The following is a 23,805-nucleotide window of genomic DNA, read 5'->3' on the forward strand; positions in this document are numbered from 1 at the left end:
GCGCCCAGACCCCCTCCGGCATCCCGGTCACCATCACCGCGCCCGTCTCCGACCGGCCCAAGCGCAGCACCAACTCCGCGCGCGGACGCCGCAGCCGCCCCGCCCAGGAGCGGCGTCGCTCCATGGGCATGGCCGCCTGACCGAACCGGACGGCCGTCCCCGGCGGCTTGCGAGCCGCGGGGCGGCCGGTTCCCGCGTTCCCGCCGTTCTTCGCAGTCTTCCTTCCTGCCTTCCCCCGTCCCAGTCTGTGAGGCATCATGCGCTTCGTCATCGCCCGATACCCCTTCGACCTCGAAAAGACCGAGGTCGAGCAGAAGATGAAGGGAATCAAGGCCGAGCCCATCACGGGGGCGTCCGTGATCATCAGCCGCCGCTCCTACCCCGTCAAGCAGGTCGGGGAGGTCATCACCCGGCAGGACCGCCGCGACTTCACGGCGGCCGAGGTCACCCGGGCGCTCTCACGCCTCGGTTTCACCTGCCGCGACCTTGCGGTGCCCGTCCCGGCGACACCCCTCACCCCGCTCCAGGCGGCCTCGGCCCTCCTCGGAACTCCGGCCGGGGCCTGACCGCACTTGCTAGAGTCGGTGTCCATGTCGATCCCTGATGACCTGCTCATCGATCTCGCTGCCATGGTGGAGTCGGAGCAAAGCAATCAGATGTCCCTGACGGTCGTGGTTCACGGCGCGGTCATCACAGGCCGCCTCGCTCCTGAGCGCGTCTGGCGCCAGCGCGTGGCCGAGGTCCTCGAAGACTCCGCGCGACTGAGGCCGTTCGCCGGCATCTTCCGGGAGTCCGAACAGACCGGCCGCGACCGTCCGGCCTCCGGACCCCCCTCCCACCTGCACTTCCATGTCGCCAGGATCCTCCAGGGCACCCTGGGCATCCCGGAGACCGGCGGGATGTACCGCATCGCCGTCAAGGACGTCAGCGCCTGGACGGTCGGGGACTTCAGCTACTCCGACAAGTGAACTACTCAGCCACGTGAGCGCCGCCGACACGTGAGCGCCGCCGCCGCCCCATGAGCCCCTCGTACGCCCGCCTTCCGGCGGTGTGGACGGGGGGCTCGGTCGTGGAGCCCGCGCCGGGGGCGCCTACTCGCTGCGACCTCTCCTTCACCCCCGGTAGAGGAAAAGCGGCGGCCCTCCCCGGACGGCGGACCGCCAGGTGGTAGGTGATGCGTGGGGTACGTCATGATGTAGGCGGGTATATCCCCTGGGTCAGCGCGACGACGACCCCCGTCCATCGGGACCACTCCGTCGGAGGAGCGCAGCCGCATGCACCGTACAGACCTCACAGACGTCGCAACCCACGAGGCCAGGGCCTTGTCCGTGTCCCTGTTCCGGAGACTGGCGGAGCTGGAGGAGGGCAGCGCCGAGTACTCGTACGTCCGCAACACCCTAGTCGAGCTCAACCTGAGCCTCGTGAAGTACGCGGCCCGTCGCTTCCGGGGCCGCAGCGAGCCCATGGAGGACATCGTCCAGGTCGGCACGATCGGCCTGATCAAGGCCATCAACCGGTTCGACCCGGACCGCAAGGTGGAGTTCACCTCGTTCGCGATGCCGACGATCGTCGGGGAGATCAAGCGCTTCTTCCGGGACACCAGCTGGGCCGTGAAGGTCCCGCGCAGGCTCCAGGAGCTGCGGATCGACGCCGCGAAGGCGCACGACGCCCTGGAGCAGGATCTCGGGCGGGAGCCCACGGACAGCGAGCTCGCCGGGCACCTGCACGTATCGCCCGAGGAGCTCGTGGAGGGGCGGAAAGCGGCGCATGCGTACTCCGCGCGCTCCCTGGACGCGCCCGTGCAGGAGGACAGCGAGCGGGACCCCTACGCCGGGCGGCCCGCGCTCGGCGAGGAGGAGGCGGCGTACGACCGGATCGAGTGCCTGGAATCCCTCAAGCCGATCCTGGCGGAACTTCCCGAACGGGAGCGCACGCTGCTCGCGCTGCGGTTCGGGCAGGAGCTCACCCAGTCCGAGATCGGCGACCGGCTGGGCCTGTCCCAGATGCACGTGTCCCGGCTCCTGACCCGGACCCTCGCGCAGCTGCGCACCGGGCTCCTCAGCGACGAGGTCCCCGAGCTCCCCGATGCGACTCGGCAGTCGACCCGGGAACCGGTTCAGGAGCCGGTCCGGGAGCCGGTTCAGGAGCCGGTTCAGGAGCCGGTTCAGGAGCCGGCCCCGGAGCCGCCCCCGGAGTCCGCTCCCGCGCCCCCCGCCCAGGAGCCGGAACCTCCAGCCACACCGTCTTGCCGGGCCGCCCGCCCCCGGACGGCGCCGAGCCCCAGCTCCGCGAGAGCCGTTCCAGCACGATCAGCCCGTGCCCTCCCGGCAGTGCGCGGTCGCCGGGCAGGCGGCGGCGCGGAGGCTCCGGACTGTCGTCACTGACCTCCACGCGCAGTCGCTCGGAAGAGTGCCGCAGGACCAGTTCGCGGGGGCCGCCCGCGTGCAGGCACGCGTTGGTCACCACTTCGGAGACCAGCAGGAGCACGTCCTCCATGGCCTCCGGCGCCCTCAGCCACTGCCAGTCGGTCAGCGCCTGCCGGGTGAAGTCCCGGCACCGCGTCACCACTCCGGCCGTGGCGCCGCCTAGCACCAACCTCCGCGTCTGCTCGGCCACAGGGGCCTCCTGTCTCCGCGCCGCACCTACCCCTGCCGAGGATCCCAATCCTAGGCTCGCCAGTCCCAGCCTTCCCTGGTCTCGGCCTGCCATCCCCCCGCCTTTATTCCGCATGACGGAAGATATATTCCGGAATGCGAAAAGTGAGATTCCATCCAGCCGACCCCGGAGCGAGCCGGGCGCGGCCGACGAACGACGGGCGACGTCCTCACCCTCGACGGCGGTCGGCACCTCGTCTGAGCCGGAGGTTCCGGACGTCCACATCCTGGACAACTACGCTCGGAACATGAACGCAGAAGCCGACGCCCTCACCGCCGTGAAAGACGCCTCGAAAGAGAGCGTGAAAGACGCCGACCGGAAGCATGTCTTCCATTCCTGGTCGGCGCAGGAGCTCATCGACCCGCTCGCCGTCGCCGGCGCCGAGGGCTCGTACTTCTGGGACTACGACGGCAACCGGTACCTCGACTTCTCCAGCGCCCTCGTCTACACCAACATCGGCTACCAGCACCCCAAGGTCACCGCGGCCATCCAGGAGCAGGCGGCCAAGCTGTGCACCGTCGCGCCCGGCTTCGCCGTCGACGTGCGCTCCGAGGCGGCCCGGCTGATCGCCGAGCGCACCCCGGGCGACCTGGACAAGATCTTCTTCACCAACGCCGGGGCCGAGGCCGTCGAGAACGCGGTCCGCATGGCCCGGCTGCACACCGGCCGGCCCAAGGTGCTGTCCGCGTACCGCTCGTACCACGGCGCCACCTCCACCGCGATCAACCTGACCGGCGACGCCCGCCGCTTCGGCAACGACACCGCAACCGCCGGCGTGGTGCACTTCTGGGGACCCTTCGCCTACCGCTCGCCCTTCTACGCCACGACCCCGGAGCAGGAGTGCGAGCGGGCGCTGCGCCACCTCGAGGACACCATCGTCTTCGAGGGCCCGCAGTCCATCGCGGCGATCATCCTGGAGACCGTCGGCGGCGCCCCGGGCGTGCTCGTGCACCCCGACGGCTATCTGGCGGGCGTGCGCGAGCTCTGCGACCGCCACGGCATCGTCTTCATCCTGGACGAGGTCATGGTCGGCTTCGGGCGCACCGGCGCGTGGTTCGCCGCCGACCACTGGGGCGTCACCCCGGACCTGCTCTGCTTCGCCAAGGGCGTGAACAGCGGGTACGTACCGCTGGGCGGCGTGGCCATCTCCGCCGCCATCGCCGAGACCTTCGCCCGTCGGCCCTACCCGGGCGGGCTGACGTACTCCGGGCACGTGCTGGCCTGCGCGGCCGCCGTCGCCACGATCAACGTCATGGAGGAGGAGGGCATCGTCGAGCAGTCCGCCCGCACCGGCGCCGAGCTGCTCGGCCCGGGCCTGCGCGCGCTCGCGGAGCGCCACCCCTCGGTCGGGGAGGTCCGGGGTATGGGCACCTTCTGGGCGCTGGAACTCGTACGGGACAAGGAGACGCGGGAGCCGCTCGTCCCGTACAACGCGGCCGGCGCCGCCAACGCCCCCATGGCCGAATTCGGGGCCGCCTGCAAGAAGGGCGGGCTGTGGCCGCTCATCGCAGGGAACCGCATCCACATCGCGCCCGCCTGCAACATCGCGGAGCAGGACGTCTCCAAGGGGCTGCGGATCCTCGACGAGGCACTGTCGGTGGCGGACGCCCACACGGCCTGACCTGCGCTTCTGCGAGGTCGCCCAAGACGTCGGTGCGGGTATCGGAGGATCCGTACGGTGATCGACGCCCTGTACACATGCTGCAATCCGTGCAGGCCGTGACATCACTGGCCAAGTACCTACGGACCGGGATGCACGTCAGTCCCGGGGCGGTCCTCCGGGACCGAACGGCGGGGAGCGGGCCGACCGCTGGACGCCGGGCGTACGGATCCAGACAACCGGACTCCGTGTTCCCGAGTACCCGAAGGAAGACAGCATGAGCAAGCACGTCCTGGCGCAGAACCAGTACGGCAAGGCCGAGAACCGCATCGTCAAGGTCACCCGCAAGGGCAACGACGGGTCCTGGCACGAGATCCGCGACCTCAACGTCTCGGTCGCGCTCCGCGGCGAGTTCCGCGACGTCCACCTGACCGGTGACAACGCCAACTGCCTGCCGACCGACACCACCAAGAACACGGTGTACGCCTTCGGCAAGGAGCACGGCATCGCCTCGCCCGAGGCCTTCGGCATTCTGCTCGCCAAGCACTTCGTCTCCTCCCAGTCGCCGATCCGTGAGGCGCAGATCCGCATCGAGGAGTACGCCTGGGAGCGGATCCCGGTCCCGACGCGCAAGGAGCAGCACTCCTTCGTCCGCAAGGGGCAGGAGGTCCGCACCGCGCAGATCACCTACAGCGAGACGACCGGGCTGCAGGTCATCTCGGGTCTGAAGGACCTGACGGTGATGAACTCGACCAACTCCGAGTTCCACGGCTACATCAAGGACAAGTACACGACGCTGCGGGAGGCGTACGACCGCATCCTGGCGACCAAGGTCACCGCGCGCTGGGCGCACTCGGCGCTCGCCGCCGACGACGCCTCGTACGACTGGGACCAGTCGTACAAGAAGGTCCGCAAGAACATGCTGGAAGCCTTCGCGGAGACGTACTCGTACTCGCTGCAGCAGACCCTGAACCAGATGGCCGAGCGCGTGCTCGACAACTGCCCCAGGGTCAACGAGGTGCGCCTCAACCTGCCCAACAAGCACCACTTCCTCGTGGACCTGGAGCCCTTCGGTCTCAAGAACGACAACGAGGTCTACTTCGCGGCGGACCGGATGTACGGCCTGATCGAGGGCACCGTCCACCGCGACGGAGTGCAGCCGGTGATCGCCACGTCCGACTGGATCGTCGCCTGAGAGTGCCGCCCAGACCGCGCTGAGGGCGACTTTCGGCCTGGCCTTCGGTTTTCTAGCCGAGCGGGCCCTTGTGCCGGCCCCCACGCCCAAGGAGGCTGTGCTGCCGATGCGTTGACGACGAGGGGGCCGGTAGTTCATGCCGACGGCGATCTGGGAATGGCGGGGCTGGACGGGCGCGGCCCCGTTCTGGCTGAACTCGTTCCTGCTGCTCCTGGCCCCCTTCACCGCCGTCACCCTGCTCGCGCAGATCGGTGTCATCACGGCTCTGGCCGCTCTGGGGGGCCTGGCCCGGCACCTCTGGTTCGGTGACTACGGCCACCCGGCCATCCACCTCGCCGCCGCGCTGATGGGCGCGGCGGCGGCAACCCTCGTCGTGGTGTGAGCCGCCCCCGGCCGGCGGCTTCGAGGTGCCTGCGGAGGGGCGCTCGCCGCCCTCGGGCTGTCCGGCCACCACTGTCCTGGCTCGGCTGACCGGGCAGCGCCCCACCCACTGACCTCGGCGTCCCTCGCCTCGGCCGGCTGTCCGCCGAGGGGGGTGTCTTCCTCCGCCGGTCGGGGGCATCTTCGGGCCCATCCGGGAGCCGCCCGGCGTGTCGGGGCACACCCGACGCATGAGCGGGACACGGCGCGATCGGACGGTTCGGGCCGCACGGGCGACCCGTGCGGTACGGACGCTGAGAACAGCACTGACCAGGGCCCTGACGGCTGCCTGCGTGGTACTGCTCTGCGTGTTCGGCGCCGGGCCGGCCGCCGCGATGGCCGCCGAGCACCGCCCCGCCTCCAGCGCCCCCCTGGAACCCGTCGAGGGCCAGTCCGATCCGGCCGCTGAGCCGGAGACACGCGCCGCCGTACGGACGTTCGCGCGCTGGGGACCGGGCGTACGGCAGCTGCCGCTGCCGGTGTTTCACGTGAAACATGCGGACCGCCCCTCGTACGGCCACGCGTCGGGGCCGTCCGGACCGGCACTGCCCTCGCGGGCGGCGCGGAGTGTGGTCCTGCGCTGCTGAGCGGACCGAGCAGCAGTACGCGACCCCCACACCCCCTCGAACACACGTGAGGTTCCGCCATGCCCATCGACCCCTACACCGCCCTGAACGCCATGATCCGCGCCGAGGCCGTCCGCTACACCCCGCCGACCCGCCAGGCCGAGCCCACAGCGCCGAAAACCCCGTCCGCAGCCGTCGAGTCCGAGAGCGAACCGCAGCAGGAGAGCGCCGCCGCCGACACGGCCGTGTAGGAGCTCCGCCCGGAAAGGGGGAGGCGCCGGCTCCCATGCCCTCGGCAACGGAGCGTGGTCAGGTGAGGTTCGACCACGGGCACGGGAACCGGCGCCGCTTTCAGTCTCCGCTGCGGGGCCCACCGCCCGCCTCGGCCGGAGGTACGGAGCCGCGGGGCCGAAAGTACGGCTCCTCGCGGGCTCTTGCGATCAGACCGACGGCCAGCATCACTTCGGAGGCGACCGTGTAGCGCGGCATGTCGCCGAGCAGGTAGCCGCCGTCGACGGCCCTCGTCTCCCCGAAGACCTTGACGAGGCCGGCGGTCTCGATCGCGTGCCCGGCGGAGGCCGTGGGACTCAGTCCTCGTGGGTGTAGTAGCGGTAGAAGGCCACCACGGCGACGCCCGCGCCGACCGCGAGGGCGATACCGGTGGCGCGGAGCACACTGGCGGCGGTGAGGCTGTACAGGTAGCCCATGGCGATGGCCGCGAAGGCGCCGTAGGCGGCGGCGTGGAGCTCGCGCTCCAGCCGGGGGCCGATGCGGGCCAGGGCGATCAGGCCGGCGGCGAAGAGCACGCCGCACAGGATCCCGAAGAGGACGTTGCCCGCGTCGACCGGGCCCGTCTGGCGCTTGATGAAGGCGGCCCAGACGCCGTAGACGAGTCCGAGGAGCAGCGGGCTCAGGAGCGCGCTCCTGCCGGGGCGGGCCGTGTCAGCCGTCCGCCGCCGGCGGTACCACCTGGGGGCGGTGGGTGCCGCGTGTGCCATGACGGGCTCCTCTCTCCCATCCTCCAGGGCACACCCACTGCCACCGCCCGGCAACTGGATCAACCGCCGGTCCCCGCTCAGGGCGTGCGTACCGCCACCGCGTCGATCTCGAAGAGCATCCCGGGCAGGGCGAGGGCGGCGACGCCGATCAGGGTCTGGGCGGGCAGTTCGGCGCCCCAGGTGGCGTGCAGGTGCTTGAGGAGGACCTCCAGCTTCCGCGGGTCGTGGCCGACGATGTACGTGCCGATGCGGACCACGTCGGCGGGTGCGAGGCCGACCGCCGCGAGGGCGGTGCGGAGGTTGGCGAAGGCCCGCTCGACCTGGTCTCCGAAGTCCTCGGAGACGACGTGGCCGCTCTCGTCGGAGCCGTACTGGCCGGCTATGAAGACCTGCTCGCCGGGGGCGGAGACGATGTGGCTGTAGCCGTAGTCGGTCGGGGTGTGGAGGCCTGCGGGGTTGCTGATGCTGCGCGTCATACCGAGCTCCTTCGAGTCCTTGGGTCCGTCTTCTCGTGCCCGGCGGGGCGGCGAGGCGGCCCGCGTTGCCGCCCACGTCGGCCTGGGTGCGGCCTGCCTTGTCCTACGGGGTGCGTGTCCTACGGGGTGCGTGTCCTACGGGGCTGCGAGCCAGGCGCGGAGCCGTTCCGGGGCCTCGGGGGCCTGCCGTTCTGCCTGCTGCCGGATCTCGTCGAGGTCCTGGGCCGCCAGCGCCCGGCGCCAGGCCAGTTCGGCCCGGGTCATGGCGTGCGCGATGGCGCACCGGGGGGTCACCGCGTCCGATGCGACCGGCGAACCCGGCGCGCCCGCCGGCTCGGCCCCGGGCCCCTGCCCCCGGATCTCCGCGCACCGGAAGGCTTCCTCGGGCCCCTCGATCGCCGCGACCACGTCCATGAGTGAGATGGCTTCGAGCGGCCGGGCCAGCCGGAAGCCGCCGCGGGGGCCGGGCGTGGAGGTGACGATGCCCGCCCGGGCCAGTGCCTGGAGCTGCTTGTTGAGGTAGGCGGCCGGCAGGTCGTGCCACGCGGCCAGGCGCGCCGCCGAGACGGCCCGTCCGGGGCCGCTCCAGGCCAGGTTGACGCAGCTGTGCAGCGCCCACTCGACGCCCTCGCTCATCTTCATGATCCTGGATACTAGATATCCAGGATTAGGAAGGCAAGGAAGACGACACGTCGAACCCACCACCCGCCCGCAGCAACACCGCTCGCGCCGCGCGGCGCCCCGGCTTTCCCTGGTGACGTGCGCACCATCCTGTCGGCGGTACTCCTCATCCTCGTGGCCCTGCTGGTGCCCGCGAGCGCCGTCGCGTACTGGGCCGACCACGAGCTGGGCGACGCCGACCGGTACACCGCCGCCATGTCCCCGCTGGCCGCGGACCCCGCCGTACAGGGCGTCGTCGTCACCCAGGCCGGCCGCGCCCTCGCCGGCCAGATCGACGCCGGCCCGTTCCAGGGCGGCGTGGACGCCCTCCTCGGCGAGGCCCTGCGTTCCTTCACCGACACCCCGGCCTACCGGACAGCCTGGGACGCGGCCAACCGCGCCGCCCACGCCGCCTTCCTCCAGGCGCTCACCACCGGCCACGGCGACGCCGTCACCATCGAACTCGCGCCCGTCATCGCCCAGGTCAAGGGGGAGCTCGTCGCCGACGGCGTGCCCTTCGCCGACCGCATCCCGGTGACCCGCCTCTCCGTGAAGGTCATGGAGTACGACAACCTCGGCGCTCTCCGGAAGGGCTTCCGCATGCTCCAGATCGCCGGCGTCTGGCTCCCCGTACTGACGCTGGTACTGGCCGCGGCGGCCATCGCCGTCGCCGTCCGGCGGCGGCGGGCCGTGATGGCCACCGGGCTGGGGCTCGCGGTCGGGGCCGGACTGCTGTGGATCGCCGTGGGCCTGTGCCGGCGGCTGACTCTGGACGATCTGCCCGCCGACATCGACCGGTCGGCCGCCGAGGCGGTGTACGACGCCCTCACCGCGTTCCTGCGCACCACCGCCTGGGTGATTCTGGCGGTCGGGCTCGCCGCCGCGCTGGCAGCCTGGCTCCTCGGCCGGCTGCGCCGCACCCCATAAGCTCGGAAGGTGCCCACACGTACGCAGAACGCCCCACAAGCACGCAGACGACGTACACCAGGGCCTGGGCCGGCGCCTGGAGCAGCACGTGAGCCACAGCGCGCACCAGCGTCCGGACCAGCGCGCGAGAACCGATTCACCAGCGGCGCACGGAAGCGGGCATGAGCACCGAACGCACCGACCCCACGGAACCCCCGGAACCCACCGAGCGGATACCGTCCGGGCGAGCCCGACAGCATCCGCTGGCACCGCCCGCCTGGCTGCTTGAGGGGCTGCGGCCGAACAGCGCCCCGATCCCCTGGGCCGCCGTCGTGCGCGCGGCCATCGCGCTGGCCGCCCCGCTCGCCGTCGGATTCGCCCTGGACGAGCCCGAGTACGGGGCGCTCGTCTCCATGGGCGCCCTGTCCGGGGTCATCGGCGACACCGCCGACGCCTACCGGATGCGGATCCTGAACATCGCCGTCCCGCAGCTCTTCGGCGCCGTCGGCGTGGCGCTGGGCACCCTGGTCTTCGGTCGCGGCTGGCTGGCGGTCGGCGCCCTCACCCTGATCGCCCTGGTCTCCGGGATGATCTCCTCGATCGGCACGGTCGCGTCGGTCTCCGGGCTGCTGCTGCTCCTCAACGCGGTGGTCGGCGCCGGACTCGCGATGCCCGAGCCCTGGTGGACCGCCCCGCTACTGCTGAGCACGGGCGGGCTGTTCGTCCTCGTCCTGACCCTGCTGGGCTGGCCCCTGCGTGGCCGCAGGCCCGAGCGGGCCGCCGTCGCGGCCACGTACAGGGCCCTCGCCGCGACGCTCGAAGCCGCGGGAGGGCCCGGGTACGAGGAGCGCCGCCGACAGGTCACCCAGGCCCTGAACCACGCCTACGACCTGATCCTCGGGCGGCGGGGCCGGGTACACGGCCGCAGCCCCTCGCTGGTGAGGATGCTGGCCCAGCTCAATGTGGTGATCCCGCTGGTGGAAGCCGCGCCGGCCGCGCACCTGCGCGGCCGCCCGCTGCCGCCCGAGATCCCGGCGGCCGTACGGGAGCTCGCCGCAGCCGTCGAGGAGGGCCGCACCGGGATCCCCGTCCTCACGCTGCCGGCGCCGCACGGCCCGTCCGAGCGGGCCCTCGACGCGGCCCTGCGCCACGCCGCGACCATCGTGCACCTCGCCGAACCGGACCCGTACAACGTCGACGACCGCCTGGGCCGGCCCGCCGCCCTGCGCATCCGGGCCCGGCGGGCGGTGCGCGACATGATGCTGTCCGCGGCCTCCTGGCGGTACGGACTGCGGCTCGCGCTGTGCATCGGGCTCGCGCAGTCGCTCGTGTCGCTCATCGAGGTCGAGCGGTCGTACTGGGTCGCTCTGACTGTCACGTTCGTCCTCAAGCCGGACTTCGGCTCGGTGTTCTCCCGGGCCGTACTGCGGGCCCTCGGTACCGCGGCCGGCCTGGTGGTCGCCGCCGCCGTGCTCGCCGAGGTCCCGCGCGGCTGGTGGGACGTGCCGGTGATGGTGGGGCTCGCCGCGCTGATCCCCGCCTTCTCCGTCAAGGGGTACGCCTTCCAGACCGCCGCGATCACCCCCGTGATCCTGCTGCTCTCCGACCTGCTCAACCACCAGGGCTTCGACCTGATCCGCCCGCGGCTGCTGGACAGCCTGATCGGCTGCGCCATCACCCTCGTCGCGGGCTACCTGCTGTGGCCGGAGAGCTGGCACTCCCGGATCGGCGACCGCCTCGCCGACACCGTGGACGACGCCGCCCGGTACGTCGAGCGGGCCTTCGGCGCCCCGCAGGACGCCGACAACGCCGAGGACGCCGGCTCCGAGGCACGAGTGCGGGCGGCCCGGACCGCCCGGCTCCAGGCCCGGCGGCGGATCTACCGGGACCTGTCGGGCGTACGGAGCGAATTCCAGCGGGCGCTGACCGAACCACCGCCGACCGGGGCGCGGGCCGCCGCCTGGTGGCCGCTGGTGGTCGCCGTCGAGCGGATCGTGGACGCGACCACCGCCGCGCGGGTCCGGGTCAACCACGGGGCGCAGCCGCCCGCGGCGCCCGAGGTCGAGACGATCACCCGGCAGCTGCGGGCGCTGGCGGAGCGAGTGCGCAGCAGCCCGACTCCGGCAAGGGCCGAGGTGGAACCGCAGGGCGACGAGTCGAGCGTGCTGGCCCCGGTCCGCCAGGAGATCGCTGCGGCCCTCGCCGTCGCCTCCCCAACGTCCCCGACCTCCCCGAGGCCCCCGTCCTCCCCGACGCCTCCGTCCTCCCGGACCGCACCCGGCCCGCCCGGCGCCTGACCCCCCATCCCCCGCCGGCCCCCGCGACGGGACACCGGCGGCCCTTCAGGGGTCACCCGTACGGCTCACCGCCCGGGCCCGGCGGGCTCAGCCGGGAGAGCATCGGTACATGCGCCACCTCTCGCGCGCCCTGGTCATACCCGTCCTCGCCGCCACCCTGGCGGCCGCGGCCGGGTGCGCCGACGTGGAGGGCCTGCAGAGCCGCGGCGACCTAGGCACGGTCCACGCCCCGCAGAGCCTGTGGAAGGACATCCACCCCGCCCCGCCGGGCCCCGGGGAGCGGCCGGGAGCGGCCGCCGTGGTGCCCGGTCTGCCCAAGGCGGACGGCCCGACCATGCGGGGCGTGAACGCGCTGGCCGTCGTACGCGCCGACATCACCTCCGCCACCACCGAGGACGGCGGCACCGGCCGCCTCGTCGACCCGCGGGCGGTGCGGCGGCTCGCGCTCTGTACACAGGCTGTGGACGGCGGTCCCGACTGCCCGGTGCGGCCCGGTGTCCTGCACGACTTGACGGGCGACGGCAAGGAGGAGCTGATCACCGCCCTGGACATCGACGGCCGGCTCAGCGAGCTGCGCGTCTACACCGTCCGAGAGGACGGGTCCATCGCCCGGATCCTGTCCCGGCGGGCGATCCTGGAGGGCGTGGAGGTGGCCGCCGAGCACCTGGCGGTGCGCGAGCCGACCTCCAACCCGACGTACGTCTCCATCTCCGACTACGTGTGGGATCCGGAGGCCGGGATCATGAACCTGACCCAGCTCACCCTCGACGAGTGCCCCGGCCTCAAGGACGGCTCCACGCTCTGTTCGCCGTCGAGCGCCGCCTGAACGGGGGCGGGACGCGATGCGGGCCTTCAGCAGTCTGCGGTGGAAGATCGCCCTGACCACCACGGCCGTGTGCTGCACGGTGGCTGCGGTGCTGGGGATCCTGGTGCACAACGTGGTCGCCCGGCAGATCGTCGGGGAGGTCCGCAAGGACGCGGACCGGGACCTGGAACACGCCCTCGGCCACTACCAGTACGGCACCGTGCACGGCGATGTGAACGCCGGCCTGGACCCGCCCGGGCTGCCGCAGCGGCTCCGCGAGCTGGTCGCGCGCGGAGAGACCGGCACCATGGTCGGCGAGCACCAGGGCGAACCCTTCATGTGGGCCGCCGCCCCCGCCGACCGGAAGGCCCTCGCCGTCTGGCTCCCGTACGAGACCACCCGCGACCGGCTGCGGGACATGGACACCGCGATCCTCGCCTCCTCCGCGCTCGCGGCCGGAGTGGTGGCGCTGGCCGGGCTGTTCCTGGCCGGCCGGATCAGCCGGCGGCTGGTGACCACGGCCGCGGTGGCCCGCCGGATCAGCGGCGGGGACCTGGACGCCCGGGTGAACTTCCCGGCCGACGGGGACGGGCAGGGGCCGCCCCACTCCCGGGACGAGGTACGGGACGTGGCGCGGGCACTGGACTCGATGGCCAGCTCGCTCCAGGACCGGCTGGAGGCGGAGAAGCGCTTCACGGCGGATGTCGCGCACGAGCTGCGCACCCCGCTCACCGGCTCACTGGCCGCGGCCGCCCTGCTGCCGGAGGGCCGGCCGAAGGAGATGATCAACGACCGGCTCCAGGCCCTGCACCGGCTCACCGAGGACCTGCTGGAGATCTCCCGCCTCGATTCGGGCGTCGAACGGGCCGATCTGGCCCAGGTGGAGCTCGGGCGCGCCGTGGAACGGGCCGTGGCAGGGACCCGTCTGCCCGCGACGGTACGGGTGATCCGTGACGCCGTGGTGCTCACCGACCGGCGGCGCCTGGACCGGATCCTGGCCAATCTGCTGGTCAACGCCCACCACCACGGCCGGCCGCCGGTGGAGGTCACCGTGGAGGGCCCGGTGGTGAGGATCCGCGACCACGGGCCCGGCTACCCGCCCGAGCTGATCGAGCAGGGCCCGCAGCGGTTCCGCACCGGCGACCCGGGCCGCGGGCGCGGCCACGGGCTGGGCCTGACGATCGTGGCCGGCCAGGCTGCGGTACTGGAGATCGCGCTGAGCTACGCCAACGCCCCCGACGGCGGTGCGGTGACCACGCTCAGGCTTCCCGTCGGGCGGCTGCCGAACGGAAGTTGACCCTGTCGGACGGCATGTTTCACGTGAAACATCCGCCGGGCCGGTGGGCCCGTGTTTCACGTGAAACACGGGCCCACCCGACAAGTACCGCTGTTCAACCGGCCCGGTCAGACACCGATGTTGCGACCGTCCTTGCGCCAGACGGACACCACCGCCGGGCGGACGAGCTTGCCGGGGCCGTCGGGCCACGTCGACTGCGGCTTCTCGACGGATGCGCCGTCGACCTCGCCCGGGTGCTGGACGGCGACCAGGACACGCTTGTCCTGAATGACCGGTCCGCAGGTCTCGGCACCGCGCGGGACGGTCAGGAACTGCTTCAGCTCACCGCGGCGGTCACCGGTCGTCGCGACACCGAACAGGCCGTCGTGGCTGCCGAGCTGGTTGCCGTCGGTGGAGATCCACAGGTTCCCGTGCGCGTCGAAGGCCACGTTGTCGGGGCAGGAGATCGGGCTGACCTTGTCCTTCGGGAACCCCGCGAAGTAGGTGGCCGGGTCGTTCGGGTCACCGGCGACGAGGAAGAGCCGCCAGGCGAAACCGTCACCGGCCGGGTCGTCGAAGTTCTCGGCGAACTCCAGGATCTGGCCGTGCTTGTTGCCGTTGCGCGGGTTGGCCTCGTCCGCCGCGGCCTTGCCCGCCGCGCCGCGGTCCTTGTTGTTGGTGAGCGCGACGTACACGCGGCCGGTGCGCGGGGAGGGCTCGACGTCCTCGGGGCGGTCCATCTTCGTGGCGCCCACCTTGTCGGCGGCCTGGCGCGTGAAGACGTACACCTCCTCGGCGGTCATGCCCTCGACGTGCGAGACGTTGCCGGTGGCGAGCTTGATCCACACGCCGGAGCCGTCGAACTCGCCGTCGGCGGGGAGCTTGCCCGAGCCGTCGATCTGGCCGGCCGGGGCGTCGCCGGTGAGCTTGGCGACGTAGAGGGTCCCTTCGTCGAGCAGCGTGAGGTTGTGCTCCTTCGCGGCACGCGACGTGCCCTTCTTCATCTGCTTCGAGGAGACGAACTTGTAGAAGTAGTCGAAGCGCTCGTCGTCGCCCATGTAGACGACGGGGCGGCCGTCCTCGGTCAGGCGGGGCTGCGCGGCCTCGTGCTTGAAGCGGCCGAGCGCGGTGTGCTTGCGCGGAGTGGAGTCCGGGTCGTACGGGTCGAGCTCGACCACCCAGCCGAAACGGTGCGGCTCATTGGGCTCCTGCGCCACGTCGAAGCGCTTGTCGAACCGCTCCCACTTCCGCTCGGAGGCGGCGCCGCCGATGCCGTAGCGCTTGAGGCGCGCGGCCTGGACCGGGTCGGTGACACTGCCGCCGTTGGCGAAGTACTGGTTGAAGTTCTCCTCGCCGGACAGGATCGTGCCCCACGGAGTGGTGCCGCCGGCGCAGTTGTTGAGGGTGCCGAGCACCTTCGTGCCGGTACGGTCGGCCGAGGTCTTCAGCAGGTCGCCGCCCGCGGCCGGGCCGGTCAGCCTGAACTCACTGGTCGCGGTGAGGCGGCGGTTGAGGTGGTGGCGGGTGACCGCGGTCAGCTTGCCGCTGCGGTGGTCCTCCTGGACGACGACCACGGACAGGCCGTGCGCGGCCCAGCCGATCTCGACCTGCTCGCGGGTCGGGTTGGCGGGGTCGTACCCCTTGAACATCAGGTTCTCGTCCGTGTACTCGTGGTTGGCCACGAGCAGCTGCCGGCGCTCGTAGTCGCCGCCGAGCGGGAGCAGGCTGAGGAAGTCGTTGTTGTAGCCGAACTGACCGGCCTGGGCGGCGGCGGTCTGCTTGTCGGCGTTGAAGCCGGGGGCGCCCTTGAGGATCGGGTCGCCCCAGCGGATGACCACGTTCTGCTCGTGGCCCGCGGGGACGGTCACCCGGTCGTCGGTGTTCGGTGCGACCGGGGCGAAGCGCAGCCCGCGGGCGGCCTCGCCGTTCGCACCGGGGCCGGCGCCGTTGGTCCCGGGGAGGGAAGAGGCGTTGGCCGGGGAACCGTTGCCACCCAGGGTGACGGCGGTACCGGCGGCGGCTGCGACCGTGACGACGGCGGCCGAGCGCAGCATCGAGCGGCGGGAATACGCGCGGGCTATGAGATCTCCCGCATACTCGTTGTCACTCGTGTTCGGCACCTCGTGGAAGCAGGCGTCGCCACAGCGGTAACGGCAGGTGAGAGCGGAACGTCCGCTCCCATGGGGGTTGCCGATGAGCGGCAGGAGCTTGCGCACGAGTGTCCTCCGATTAGCTGCGTGGGCGCCGACAACGTGTCGGAATCAATCCAGCGGTGACGCTAGGCGCGAGGTGCGCCGAAGCGGCGGCGGAGGGATGAACGCCTGGTGAACCCAGCACGTCGAGGCGGAAGTTCGCTGAGGGTGGGAGGCTGTTCGCGCAGTGGACGCCACGAATGGCGCCCCTGCCGAAGATCCAGCCGAGCGGCCGATAACCTTACGTGTCCACTCTGGGCAGGGATCATCCGCGCAGCACGGACAAATGACGCACGCACTCATGAGAAAGGCCTGGCCCATGGGTATTCGGAGCTTGTTGCGCAAGGTTTTCGGACGGTCTGCGGAACCCGTTCCGGAGACGACGGACGCCGCTTCCGCGGCCCTCCCCAGCCAGGCGGATCGCACCCCCCTGGACGCGGCGGCCGAGTTGGTGGCGGCGTCCTTCGACAATCCGACGGTTCCCCCGCAGTCCGCTCCGCGGGACCGCGAACCGGGTACGGTCCTCACCGCTCCGGCCCCGGCTCCGGCCGCGGACCCGACGGTCCCGGAGGCCCGCCGCCCGGTCCCCACCACCCCCTCGGAACCGCACCCCGCGCCCACGCCTGCGGCCACCCCGCCGCAGACGGCCGAGGCCGCCACCACACCGGAGCCGCCGCAGGCCGAGCCTGATGCGGAGCCCCCGACCGCCCCCGCGGCCGAACCGGCCGAAGGCCAGGGCTCCGCCGCCAAGGCGGCCACCGCGCCCGAGCCGGTGGCCGACACCACCACGCCGGAGGCGGAGCCGCTCGCCGCCGCTGCGGCCGAAGGCCAGGACGTGCCCGCGCCCGAGGCGCAGGCCGAGGTCCCGGCCGAGCCCCTGGCCGCCGATGCCGAACCGGCCGCAGGCCAGGAACCCACCGCGCCGGAGGCGGATACCGCCGACGCGCCGGCGGAGCCCGCGCACGCGCTCGCCGCGGTGAAGCGGCGGGCGCCCGGGCTCGCCGGGGCGTACAAGGCCGCCGGGCAGGTCCTGCGGGCCAAGGAGAAGGCCGGCGCGCGGGCCAAGGTGTACCTCGTCCTGGACCGGTCCGGGTCGATGCGCGGGTTCTACAAGGACGGCAGCGCCCAGCACCTCGCCGACCACGCCCTCGCGCTCGCCGCGCACCTCGACGACGCGGCGACCGTGCACACCGTGTTCTTCTCCACGGACGTGGACGGCACCGCCGACCTCGACCTCGACAGTCACGACGACGCCTGGGTCGAGGCGCGCCACGCCGAGCTCGGGCACATGGGCCGGACCAGCTACCACCGGGCCGTCGAGGCGGTCCTCGAGCGCTACCAGAAGGACGGCGGCGCGGGCCCGGCCCTCGTCGTGTTCCAGACGGACGGCGCCCCCGACAGCCGCCAGCCCGCCAAGGCCGCACTGGTCGGGGCGGCCGCCGCCGCCCCGGGCATCCACTGGCAGTTCGTCGCCTTCGGTGACCACGATGCCAAGGCCTTCGACTTCCTGCGCAAGCTGGACGCCGAGAACGCCGGCTTCTTCCACGCCGGTCCCGCCCCCCGCGACCTGACCTCGGCCGCGCTCCTCAAGGGCATCCTCGACCGCTTCTGACCCGGGGGCGGCGCCGGAGGGCGCACACGACACCACGGCACGACACGAACACAGGGAAGGGCCCGGGATCCATGGATCCCGGGCCCTTCCCCATGCGTTCCGACGAGCCGTGCGGTTACCGCGCGGCGTCCGGGTGGACCGCCTCGGCGACCGGCTTGGCGTCCGTCGGCTTGGTCTCCACCGGCTTGCGCAGCGCGATGTTCAGCTCGCGCAGGCGGGACTCCTCCAGGACGGTGGGCGCGCCCATCATCAGGTCCTGCGCGTTGCCGTTCAGCGGGAAGGCGATGGTCTCGCGAATGTTCGGCTCGTCGGCCAGCAGCATCACGATGCGGTCCACGCCCGGGGCGATGCCACCGTGCGGCGGGGCGCCGAGCCGGAAGGCGCGCAGCATGCCGGCGAACTCGCGCTCGACGGTCTCCGCCTCGTAACCGGCGATCTCGAAGGCCTTCAGCATGACCTCGGGCTCGTGGTTGCGGATGGCGCCGGAGGACAGCTCGATGCCGTTGCAGACGATGTCGTACTGCCACGCCAGGATGTCGAGCGGGTCCTTCTCCTCCAGGTCCTTCATGCCGCCCTGCGGCATGGAGAAGGGGTTGTGGGAGAAGTCGATCTTGCCGGTCTCCTCGTCCTTCTCGTACATCGGGAAGTCGACGATCCAGCAGAAACGGAAGACGTTCTCCTCGAACTGGCCGGCACGCTTGGCGGCCTCGACCCGGACCGGGCCCATGATCTTGGAGACCTCGTCGAACTCGCCCGCACCGAAGAAGACGGCGTGGCCGGGGGCCAGGCCCAGACGCTCGGTGAGGACCTTGACGTTCTGCTCCGTGAGGAACTTGGCGATCGGGCCGGTCAGGGCACCGTCTTCGCCGACGCGGACCCAGGCCAGGCCCTTGGCGCCGAGCGAGATCGCGTACTCGCCGAGGCCGTCGAAGAACTTGCGCGGCTGCCCGGCGGTGTCCGGGACGGCCAGGGCGCGCACGTGCTTGCCCGCGAACGCCTTGAACTCCGAGCCCTCGAACACGTCGGTGATGTCGACGAGTTCCAGCTTGGCGCGCAGGTCGGGCTTGTCGTTGCCGTACTTCATCATCGACTCGCGGAACGGGATCCGCGGGAAGGGAGAGGTGACCTCGCGGCCCTTGCCGAACTCCGTGAAGAGCTCGGTCATCAGCTTCTCGATCGGCTGGAAGACGTCCTCCTGCTCGACGAAGGACATCTCCACGTCGAGCTGGTAGAACTCGCCGGGCGAGCGGTCGGCCCGGGCGTCCTCGTCACGGAAGCAGGGCGCGATCTGGAAGTACCGGTCGAAGCCGGAGATCATGAGCAGCTGCTTGAACTGCTGCGGGGCCTGCGGCAGGGCGTAGAACTTGCCCGGGTTCAGGCGGGACGGGACCACGAAGTCACGGGCGCCCTCGGGGGAGGTCGCGGTGAGGATCGGGGTCGCCATCTCGTTGAAGCCGAGGGCCACCATCTTGGAGCGGATGGAGGCGATCACGGCCGAGCGCAGCATGACGTTGCGGTGCATGCGCTCGCGGCGCAGGTCGAGGAAGCGGTACTCCAGGCGCCGCTCCTCGTTCACACCGTCGTCGGTGTTGATGGTGAAGGGCAGCGGACCCGCCGCACCGAGCACCTCGACCTCGGAGACCTCGATCTCGATCTCGCCGGTGGGCAGCTCCGGGTTGACGTTGTCCGCGCCGCGGGAGACGACCTTGCCGTCGACACGGACGACGGTCTCCTTGGTGACGCTGCTGAGCGCCTCGTTGGCCGCGGTGCCGGGACGGGCGACGAGCTGCGTGATGCCGTAGTGGTCGCGCAGATCGATGAAGAGGATGCCGCCCAGGTCTCGACGGTTGTGCAGCCAGCCGCTGAGCCGGACGTCGGTGCCGACGTCAGAGGCGCGGAGCTCGCCGCAGGTGTGGGACCTGTACCGATGCATCAGTCATCCAGTTCTTCGCTGTACCAGGGTGGATTCAACCCTGCCAAGGTTACCGCCCGGGCGGAGGGCGGGTCGGGCATGCCCGCCGGGCCTCCGTTGACGCGCCCGGTCGACACCGCGAACAGGCACCTCAGTCGTATGACCTGTAAAGATGACCAGTGTGCGCACCGAGGATGTCCTGGCCGCCATCGCGACGGGCCTGTGGCGATGGGACAACGCCTCCGGGACGGTCACCCTAGACGGCGAGGCCGCCCGGCTCCTCGGGCTGCCCGCCGAGCCCGTGGTGCTTCCGGAGGTGGCCGTACGCTCCCGCTTCCACCCCGTGGACTGGAACGAGATCAACGGCATCGTGACCCTCGCCGTGGCCGAGAACACCCTCGCCGAGGCACGGCTGCGGATCATGGACGGGGACGGGCGGGTGCTGCGGACCGTACGCAGCCGCTCCAAGCCGGTGGAGAACCGGACGGCCGACGGGCGCCTGGACTACGAGCTGATCGGCACCATCCAGGAGATCGCCGAGCCGCAGCCGGGAACCACCGCCGCGCACACCCCGATCACCGGCGACTGGCGGCGCTCCCGCGAGGCGTTCCTGCTGGACGCGGGCCGGGCGCTGGCGGAGGCCCGGTCCACGGCGGAGGTGCTGCGGGTCGCGGCGTCGCTGTCCATGCCCGGCTTCAACCCGGACGGTCTGGCCGTCTTCGGCGTGGCCGGGGACCGGCTGTCGATCATCGGCCACCACGGGCACGACCCCGGGGACGAGGAGCCCTTCACGGACATGCGGCTGGAGACGGACTATCCGGCCGCGGAGGTCGTCCGTACCGGCCGGGCGATCTACTTGCCCACGCCGGAGGAGTACAAACGGCGCTTCCCGCTCACCTGGCCGCTCGCGCAGCGCTTCGGACGGGTGTCCTGGGCGTTCCTGCCGCTCGTCGTGGCCGGGCGGACCATGGGCGCCTGGATGGCCGCCTTCAAGCACCCGGTGACCTTCTCCCCCGACGAACGCTCCGTCCTGACGACGGTGGCCCGGATGCTGGCCCAGGCCCTCCAGCGCGCCGGGGTGGCCGAATCCGAGCGGGAACTCACCACCGGCCTGCAACGGTCGATGATGCCGCAGCTCGGCCCGGAGATCCCCGGCATGAGGATCGCCGCGCGGTACGTCCCGACGGGCGGCGGCCTCCAGGTCGGCGGCGACTGGTACGACATGATCCCGCTGCCGTCGGGGCGGTTCGCGCTGGTCATCGGTGATGTCCAGGGCCACGACGTCCGCGCGGCCGGTCTGATGGGGCAGCTGCGGATCGCGGTACGGGCGTACGCGTCGGAGGGCCATCGCCCGGACGCGGTGCTGTCCCGCGCCTCCCGCTTCCTGGCGGGGCTGAGCTCTTCCCACGAGTCCGACGGGTACGAGGACTCACCCGCGGGCCCGGCCCCGGCGTCAGCCCCCGCGTCGGCCCTGGCCTCGGACTACCAGAGCCCCCGCTTCGCGACCTGTCTGTACGTGGAGTGCGACCCGCAGACCGGAATGCTGGAGGTGGCGCGCGCCGGCCACCCCGATCCCGCGATCCGCATGGCGGACGGCACCGTCCTGATGCGGCCCACCGCGGGCGGCCTGCCCCTGGGAATCGTCCCGGACACCGACTACCCCACGACCCGGTTCACCCTGGAGCCCGGCGAGACGATGATGCTGTGCACCGACGGGCTCATCGAGACCGGCGGACACGACCTGGACACGGGCTGGGCCCGCCTGCGCGCCGTCCTGGAGTCCGGAACGCCCGCGTCGGGAAGTCTGGAGACGGACGCTCTCGAAAAGCTGGCGGACCGCCTGGTCCAGGCCGTCCACGGACCGTCCTCGCACCACACCACCGGCCCGCTGGCCGACCGGCGCGAGGACGACATAGCCGTCGTGCTGCTGTGCCGCGAGGGCGAGGGCTGCGGCTGCGGGACCTCGCTGCTGCACCCGGCGCGCCCGGCGCGCCGTACGGTGCTGACGGTGGCCCAGGCGGAACCGGAACGGATCGCGGGCGCCCGGCGGCAGATCCGGGAACTGCTGCACGACTGGGCGGACGCCGAGCAGGTGGACTCGGCGGTGCTCATGGTCTCCGAAATGGTGACGAACGTCCTGACGCACACCGACGGCGACGCGCTGCTGATGGCGGAGGCGTCGGGCGAGCTGGGCGAGCGCCGGCTGCGCGTCGAGGTGGCCGACTCGAGCGACGAGCCTCCGCACAAGCGGCACCCCGGCGAGATGGCCTCCAGCGGCCGCGGCGTCCTGCTGATGGAGATGCTGGCCGACGCGTGGGGCGTGGATCCCCGGGGCGAGGGCAAGTCCATCTGGTTCGAGCTGAACGAGCAGTCGAAGCCCGGGCCCGACCCGCTGGCCTGACCCCCGGGCCGGCGGCGGCAACCGTGGTTGGATACAGCGGTGTTGACTCCCCCGACTTCGCCGGCGTCCCCCGGCTCCCGCCCGCCCCTGCTCCCCGATCCGGTGCGCCGGCTCGCCGCCTGGTGCGCCGTCTTCCTGCTGGTCACCGGTGTCGTCGCGGTCGCGATCTGGCTGTGCATCGTCCTCCAGACCGCCGTCACACCCGTGCTGCTGGCGCTCCTGGGCACCGCGCTGCTCGGGCCGATGCACCGGCGGCTGGTCGGGATGGGGGTGAACCGCTCCCTCGCCGCCGCGCTCACCTGCCTCGCCGTGGTCGGGGTCGTGGGCGGGGCGGCGTACATCGTGGTCGCCGCGCTCATCGAGACCGGCGACGAGATCGTCGCCTCCCTCCGGCGCGCGGGCCGGGACCTCGCCGAGCACTTCGGGGCGGCCGGGACCTCACTGGAGGACCTCGCGGCCAACGCCAAGGACCTGCTCGCCAAGTTCGGCGGTACGGCCGCCTCCGGCGTCATCAGCGGCATCAGCGTCGTCGGCGAGGTGATCGCCACCGCGATCCTCGCGCTCCTGCTGATCTTCTTCTTCCTGCGCGACTCCGACCACGCCGCCGGCACCCTGCGCTCGCTGGCGCCGCACCGCACGGGCGACATGCTGGAGGCGATGGCCCGGCGTGCCTTCGAGGCCGTCGAGGGCTTCATGCGCGGGACCACGTTCATCGCGCTCATCGACGCGATCCTGATCACCGTGGGCCTGCTGGTGCTGCGGGTGCCGGGTGCCGTGGGCCTGGGTGCGCTGGTCTTCGTCGGCGCCTACATCCCGTACTTGGGCGCGGTCATCTCCGGCGCCGTGGCGGTCCTGGTGGCCTTCGCCGACCGGGGCTGGGTGATCGGTCTGTGGGCCCTCGGCGTGGTGCTTGCCGTGCAGGTCATCGAGGGCAACCTGCTCCAGCCCGTGGTGCAGAGCCGGACCGTCCAGATGCACCCGGCGGTGGTCATGGTGGCGATCACCGCGGGCGCGACCGTGGCCGGGATCCTGGGGATGCTGCTCGCCGTACCGCTGACCGCGGCCGTGTTCGGGGTGATCTCGGAACTCCGGGTCCGGTACGCGCCCCAGGCGCCCGAACCCGCCACCGAGGGGTAGCCACCGCCTGCCCTCGCCGAAGACGGCGGTCTGCCCGGTGTGAACGGGCCGGCGGTCCTCACCCGCGGACCCGCGCCCGGGTTGACCACGCGTGGCCCGGCCCCTGAGGGCCGGGCCACGCGATCGACTCATCTACCGATCACCGGTGCCAGCGCTGGTAGTTGCCCGTGTTGCACGCGTGCGTGTAGATGGCCGGGGAAGAGTTCATGTCCAGACACTTGTTCCACTTCCGGCTGCGGATCTGGTAGCCGTAGGTGTTCTGGCTGAGCGAGAACTCCTGGTAGGTGCCGTCGTTGCACGGGTTCATGCGCACCTTGCCGTCGACGTTCGCGTCCAGGCACTTCAGAGTGGCACTCTGCTTGAGCCGGTAGTAGCCGTTGGCCTTCTTCTCGAACGCCCACTGCTGGTAGTTGCCACCGTTGCACTTGCTCGGGTAGATCTTGGCGCCATCGCCGTCCAGGCAGAAGCCGGTAGACGTGTTGATGAGCTTGCCGTACGTCAACGCCGACGCCGGCGCCGCACCCAGCCCCACAAGAGCCGCGGCCATGGACACGCCACCGAGAGCCAGGGCGGCCTTCTTCTTCATGCTCACGCTCGACACGCTTCCCCCTCAAATGAGTCGCGCAGGGGCGTGCCCCCCGCACGAAGAGAAACGCTAGCTACTCGAACCTCAGTACGCGTAGCGAATTACTGATCA

Annotated in this window: 21 protein-coding genes and 1 pseudogene; 15 read left to right on the plus strand and 7 right to left on the minus strand. The window is 71.8% G+C overall.

From position 1 onward, the window contains the following. Window positions 1–257: 257 nt before the first annotated feature. The 3 genes and pseudogenes from ABZX75_RS06535 to ABZX75_RS06545 form a co-directional block, all read left to right on the plus strand. A complete protein-coding gene (locus tag ABZX75_RS06535) occupies window positions 258–566 on the plus strand; it encodes an SCO5918 family protein (RefSeq protein WP_355408521.1) in 309 nt (102 codons plus the stop codon). A 24-nt stretch (window positions 567–590) separates the two neighbouring features. After that, a complete protein-coding gene (locus tag ABZX75_RS06540; protein WP_355408523.1) occupies window positions 591–968 on the plus strand; it encodes a hypothetical protein in 378 nt (125 codons plus the stop codon). 342 nt (window positions 969–1,310) lie between these two features. Next, window positions 1,311–2,069, plus strand: a pseudogene (locus ABZX75_RS06545) (SigB/SigF/SigG family RNA polymerase sigma factor); the annotation flags it as partial. Here the strand turns inward: ABZX75_RS06545 and ABZX75_RS06550 are convergent. Further along, complete coding sequence (locus ABZX75_RS06550) at window positions 2,059–2,880, minus strand: ATP-binding protein (RefSeq protein WP_355409067.1); 822 nt, start codon at window positions 2,878–2,880, stop codon at window positions 2,059–2,061. The pseudogene ABZX75_RS06545 and the gene ABZX75_RS06550 sit on opposite strands and share 11 nt — an antisense overlap. Before the next feature lie 22 nt (window positions 2,881–2,902). Here ABZX75_RS06550 and ABZX75_RS06555 point away from each other — a divergent pair, with 22 nt between their 5' ends. The 5 genes from ABZX75_RS06555 to ABZX75_RS06575 all read left to right on the plus strand — a co-directional run bounded on the left by ABZX75_RS06555 (window position 2,903) and on the right by ABZX75_RS06575 (window position 6,687). Then, the gene (locus ABZX75_RS06555) at window positions 2,903–4,276 is read left to right on the plus strand and encodes an aspartate aminotransferase family protein (RefSeq protein WP_355408525.1); all 1,374 of its coding nucleotides are present in this window, start codon (window positions 2,903–2,905) and stop codon (window positions 4,274–4,276) included. Between the two features lie 256 nt (window positions 4,277–4,532). Then, the gene (gene pucL, locus ABZX75_RS06560; protein WP_355408527.1) at window positions 4,533–5,450 is read left to right on the plus strand and encodes a factor-independent urate hydroxylase; all 918 of its coding nucleotides are present in this window, start codon (window positions 4,533–4,535) and stop codon (window positions 5,448–5,450) included. Between the two features lie 136 nt (window positions 5,451–5,586). Further along, window positions 5,587–5,832 carry a hypothetical protein gene (locus ABZX75_RS06565; protein WP_355408529.1) on the plus strand — a complete coding sequence of 82 codons (246 nt, stop codon included), beginning with the start codon at window positions 5,587–5,589 and terminating at the stop codon, window positions 5,830–5,832. Between the two features lie 229 nt (window positions 5,833–6,061). After that, window positions 6,062–6,457 carry a hypothetical protein gene (locus ABZX75_RS06570; protein ID WP_355408531.1) on the plus strand — a complete coding sequence of 132 codons (396 nt, stop codon included), beginning with the start codon at window positions 6,062–6,064 and terminating at the stop codon, window positions 6,455–6,457. Between the two features lie 59 nt (window positions 6,458–6,516). Then, window positions 6,517–6,687: a hypothetical protein gene (locus ABZX75_RS06575; RefSeq protein WP_355408533.1), complete on the plus strand. Its 171-nt coding sequence runs from the start codon at window positions 6,517–6,519 to the stop codon at window positions 6,685–6,687. Window positions 6,688–7,023: 336 nt separating this feature from the next. Here ABZX75_RS06575 and ABZX75_RS06580 read toward each other — a convergent pair whose 3' ends face one another. The 3 genes from ABZX75_RS06580 to ABZX75_RS06590 form a co-directional block, all read right to left on the minus strand. Then, window positions 7,024–7,434 carry a hypothetical protein gene (locus tag ABZX75_RS06580; RefSeq protein ID WP_355408535.1) on the minus strand — a complete coding sequence of 137 codons (411 nt, stop codon included), beginning with the start codon at window positions 7,432–7,434 and terminating at the stop codon, window positions 7,024–7,026. A 77-nt stretch (window positions 7,435–7,511) separates the two neighbouring features. After that, entirely contained in the window at window positions 7,512–7,910 is a 399-nt protein-coding gene (locus ABZX75_RS06585; RefSeq protein WP_355408536.1) for a RidA family protein, read from the minus strand. Between the two features lie 135 nt (window positions 7,911–8,045). Beyond that, window positions 8,046–8,546 (minus strand): Rrf2 family transcriptional regulator, encoded by a 501-nt coding sequence (locus ABZX75_RS06590; protein ID WP_355409069.1) that lies wholly within the window; start codon window positions 8,544–8,546, stop codon window positions 8,046–8,048. A gap of 123 nt (window positions 8,547–8,669) precedes the next feature. Between ABZX75_RS06590 and ABZX75_RS06595 the strand changes: the two genes are divergently transcribed. The 4 genes from ABZX75_RS06595 to ABZX75_RS06610 all read left to right on the plus strand — a co-directional run bounded on the left by ABZX75_RS06595 (window position 8,670) and on the right by ABZX75_RS06610 (window position 13,875). Next, window positions 8,670–9,497 carry a hypothetical protein gene (locus ABZX75_RS06595; protein WP_355408538.1) on the plus strand — a complete coding sequence of 276 codons (828 nt, stop codon included), beginning with the start codon at window positions 8,670–8,672 and terminating at the stop codon, window positions 9,495–9,497. A 161-nt stretch (window positions 9,498–9,658) separates the two neighbouring features. Then, window positions 9,659–11,773 carry an FUSC family protein gene (locus ABZX75_RS06600; protein ID WP_355408540.1) on the plus strand — a complete coding sequence of 705 codons (2,115 nt, stop codon included), beginning with the start codon at window positions 9,659–9,661 and terminating at the stop codon, window positions 11,771–11,773. A gap of 109 nt (window positions 11,774–11,882) precedes the next feature. Then, on the plus strand, window positions 11,883–12,599 hold the full coding sequence (locus tag ABZX75_RS06605; RefSeq protein ID WP_355408542.1) for a hypothetical protein: 717 nt from the start codon (window positions 11,883–11,885) through the stop codon (window positions 12,597–12,599). A 16-nt stretch (window positions 12,600–12,615) separates the two neighbouring features. Beyond that, window positions 12,616–13,875 carry a HAMP domain-containing sensor histidine kinase gene (locus tag ABZX75_RS06610; RefSeq protein WP_355408544.1) on the plus strand — a complete coding sequence of 420 codons (1,260 nt, stop codon included), beginning with the start codon at window positions 12,616–12,618 and terminating at the stop codon, window positions 13,873–13,875. 107 nt (window positions 13,876–13,982) lie between these two features. Here ABZX75_RS06610 and ABZX75_RS06615 read toward each other — a convergent pair whose 3' ends face one another. After that, entirely contained in the window at window positions 13,983–16,070 is a 2,088-nt protein-coding gene (locus tag ABZX75_RS06615) for a PhoX family phosphatase (protein ID WP_355408546.1), read from the minus strand. A gap of 295 nt (window positions 16,071–16,365) precedes the next feature. Here ABZX75_RS06615 and ABZX75_RS06620 point away from each other — a divergent pair, with 295 nt between their 5' ends. After that, on the plus strand, window positions 16,366–17,658 hold the full coding sequence (locus ABZX75_RS06620) for a VWA domain-containing protein (RefSeq protein WP_355408548.1): 1,293 nt from the start codon (window positions 16,366–16,368) through the stop codon (window positions 17,656–17,658). A gap of 115 nt (window positions 17,659–17,773) precedes the next feature. Here ABZX75_RS06620 and aspS read toward each other — a convergent pair whose 3' ends face one another. Beyond that, window positions 17,774–19,591: an aspartate--tRNA ligase gene (aspS, locus tag ABZX75_RS06625; RefSeq protein WP_355408550.1), complete on the minus strand. Its 1,818-nt coding sequence runs from the start codon at window positions 19,589–19,591 to the stop codon at window positions 17,774–17,776. 160 nt (window positions 19,592–19,751) lie between these two features. On the opposite strand from aspS, the gene ABZX75_RS06630 reads away from it, so the two are divergent. Beyond that, window positions 19,752–21,971 (plus strand): SpoIIE family protein phosphatase, encoded by a 2,220-nt coding sequence (locus ABZX75_RS06630; protein ID WP_355409071.1) that lies wholly within the window; start codon window positions 19,752–19,754, stop codon window positions 21,969–21,971. Between the two features lie 39 nt (window positions 21,972–22,010). Then, complete coding sequence (locus ABZX75_RS06635; RefSeq protein ID WP_355408552.1) at window positions 22,011–23,108, plus strand: AI-2E family transporter; 1,098 nt, start codon at window positions 22,011–22,013, stop codon at window positions 23,106–23,108. A 139-nt stretch (window positions 23,109–23,247) separates the two neighbouring features. Here the strand turns inward: ABZX75_RS06635 and ABZX75_RS06640 are convergent, their stop codons facing one another. Beyond that, the gene (locus ABZX75_RS06640; protein ID WP_355409073.1) at window positions 23,248–23,694 is read right to left on the minus strand and encodes an RICIN domain-containing protein; all 447 of its coding nucleotides are present in this window, start codon (window positions 23,692–23,694) and stop codon (window positions 23,248–23,250) included. Window positions 23,695–23,805: the final 111 nt, after the last annotated feature.

It is taken from the genome of Streptomyces sp. NPDC003038, assembly GCF_040611115.1.
Lineage (GTDB): Bacteria > Actinomycetota > Actinomycetes > Streptomycetales > Streptomycetaceae > Streptomyces.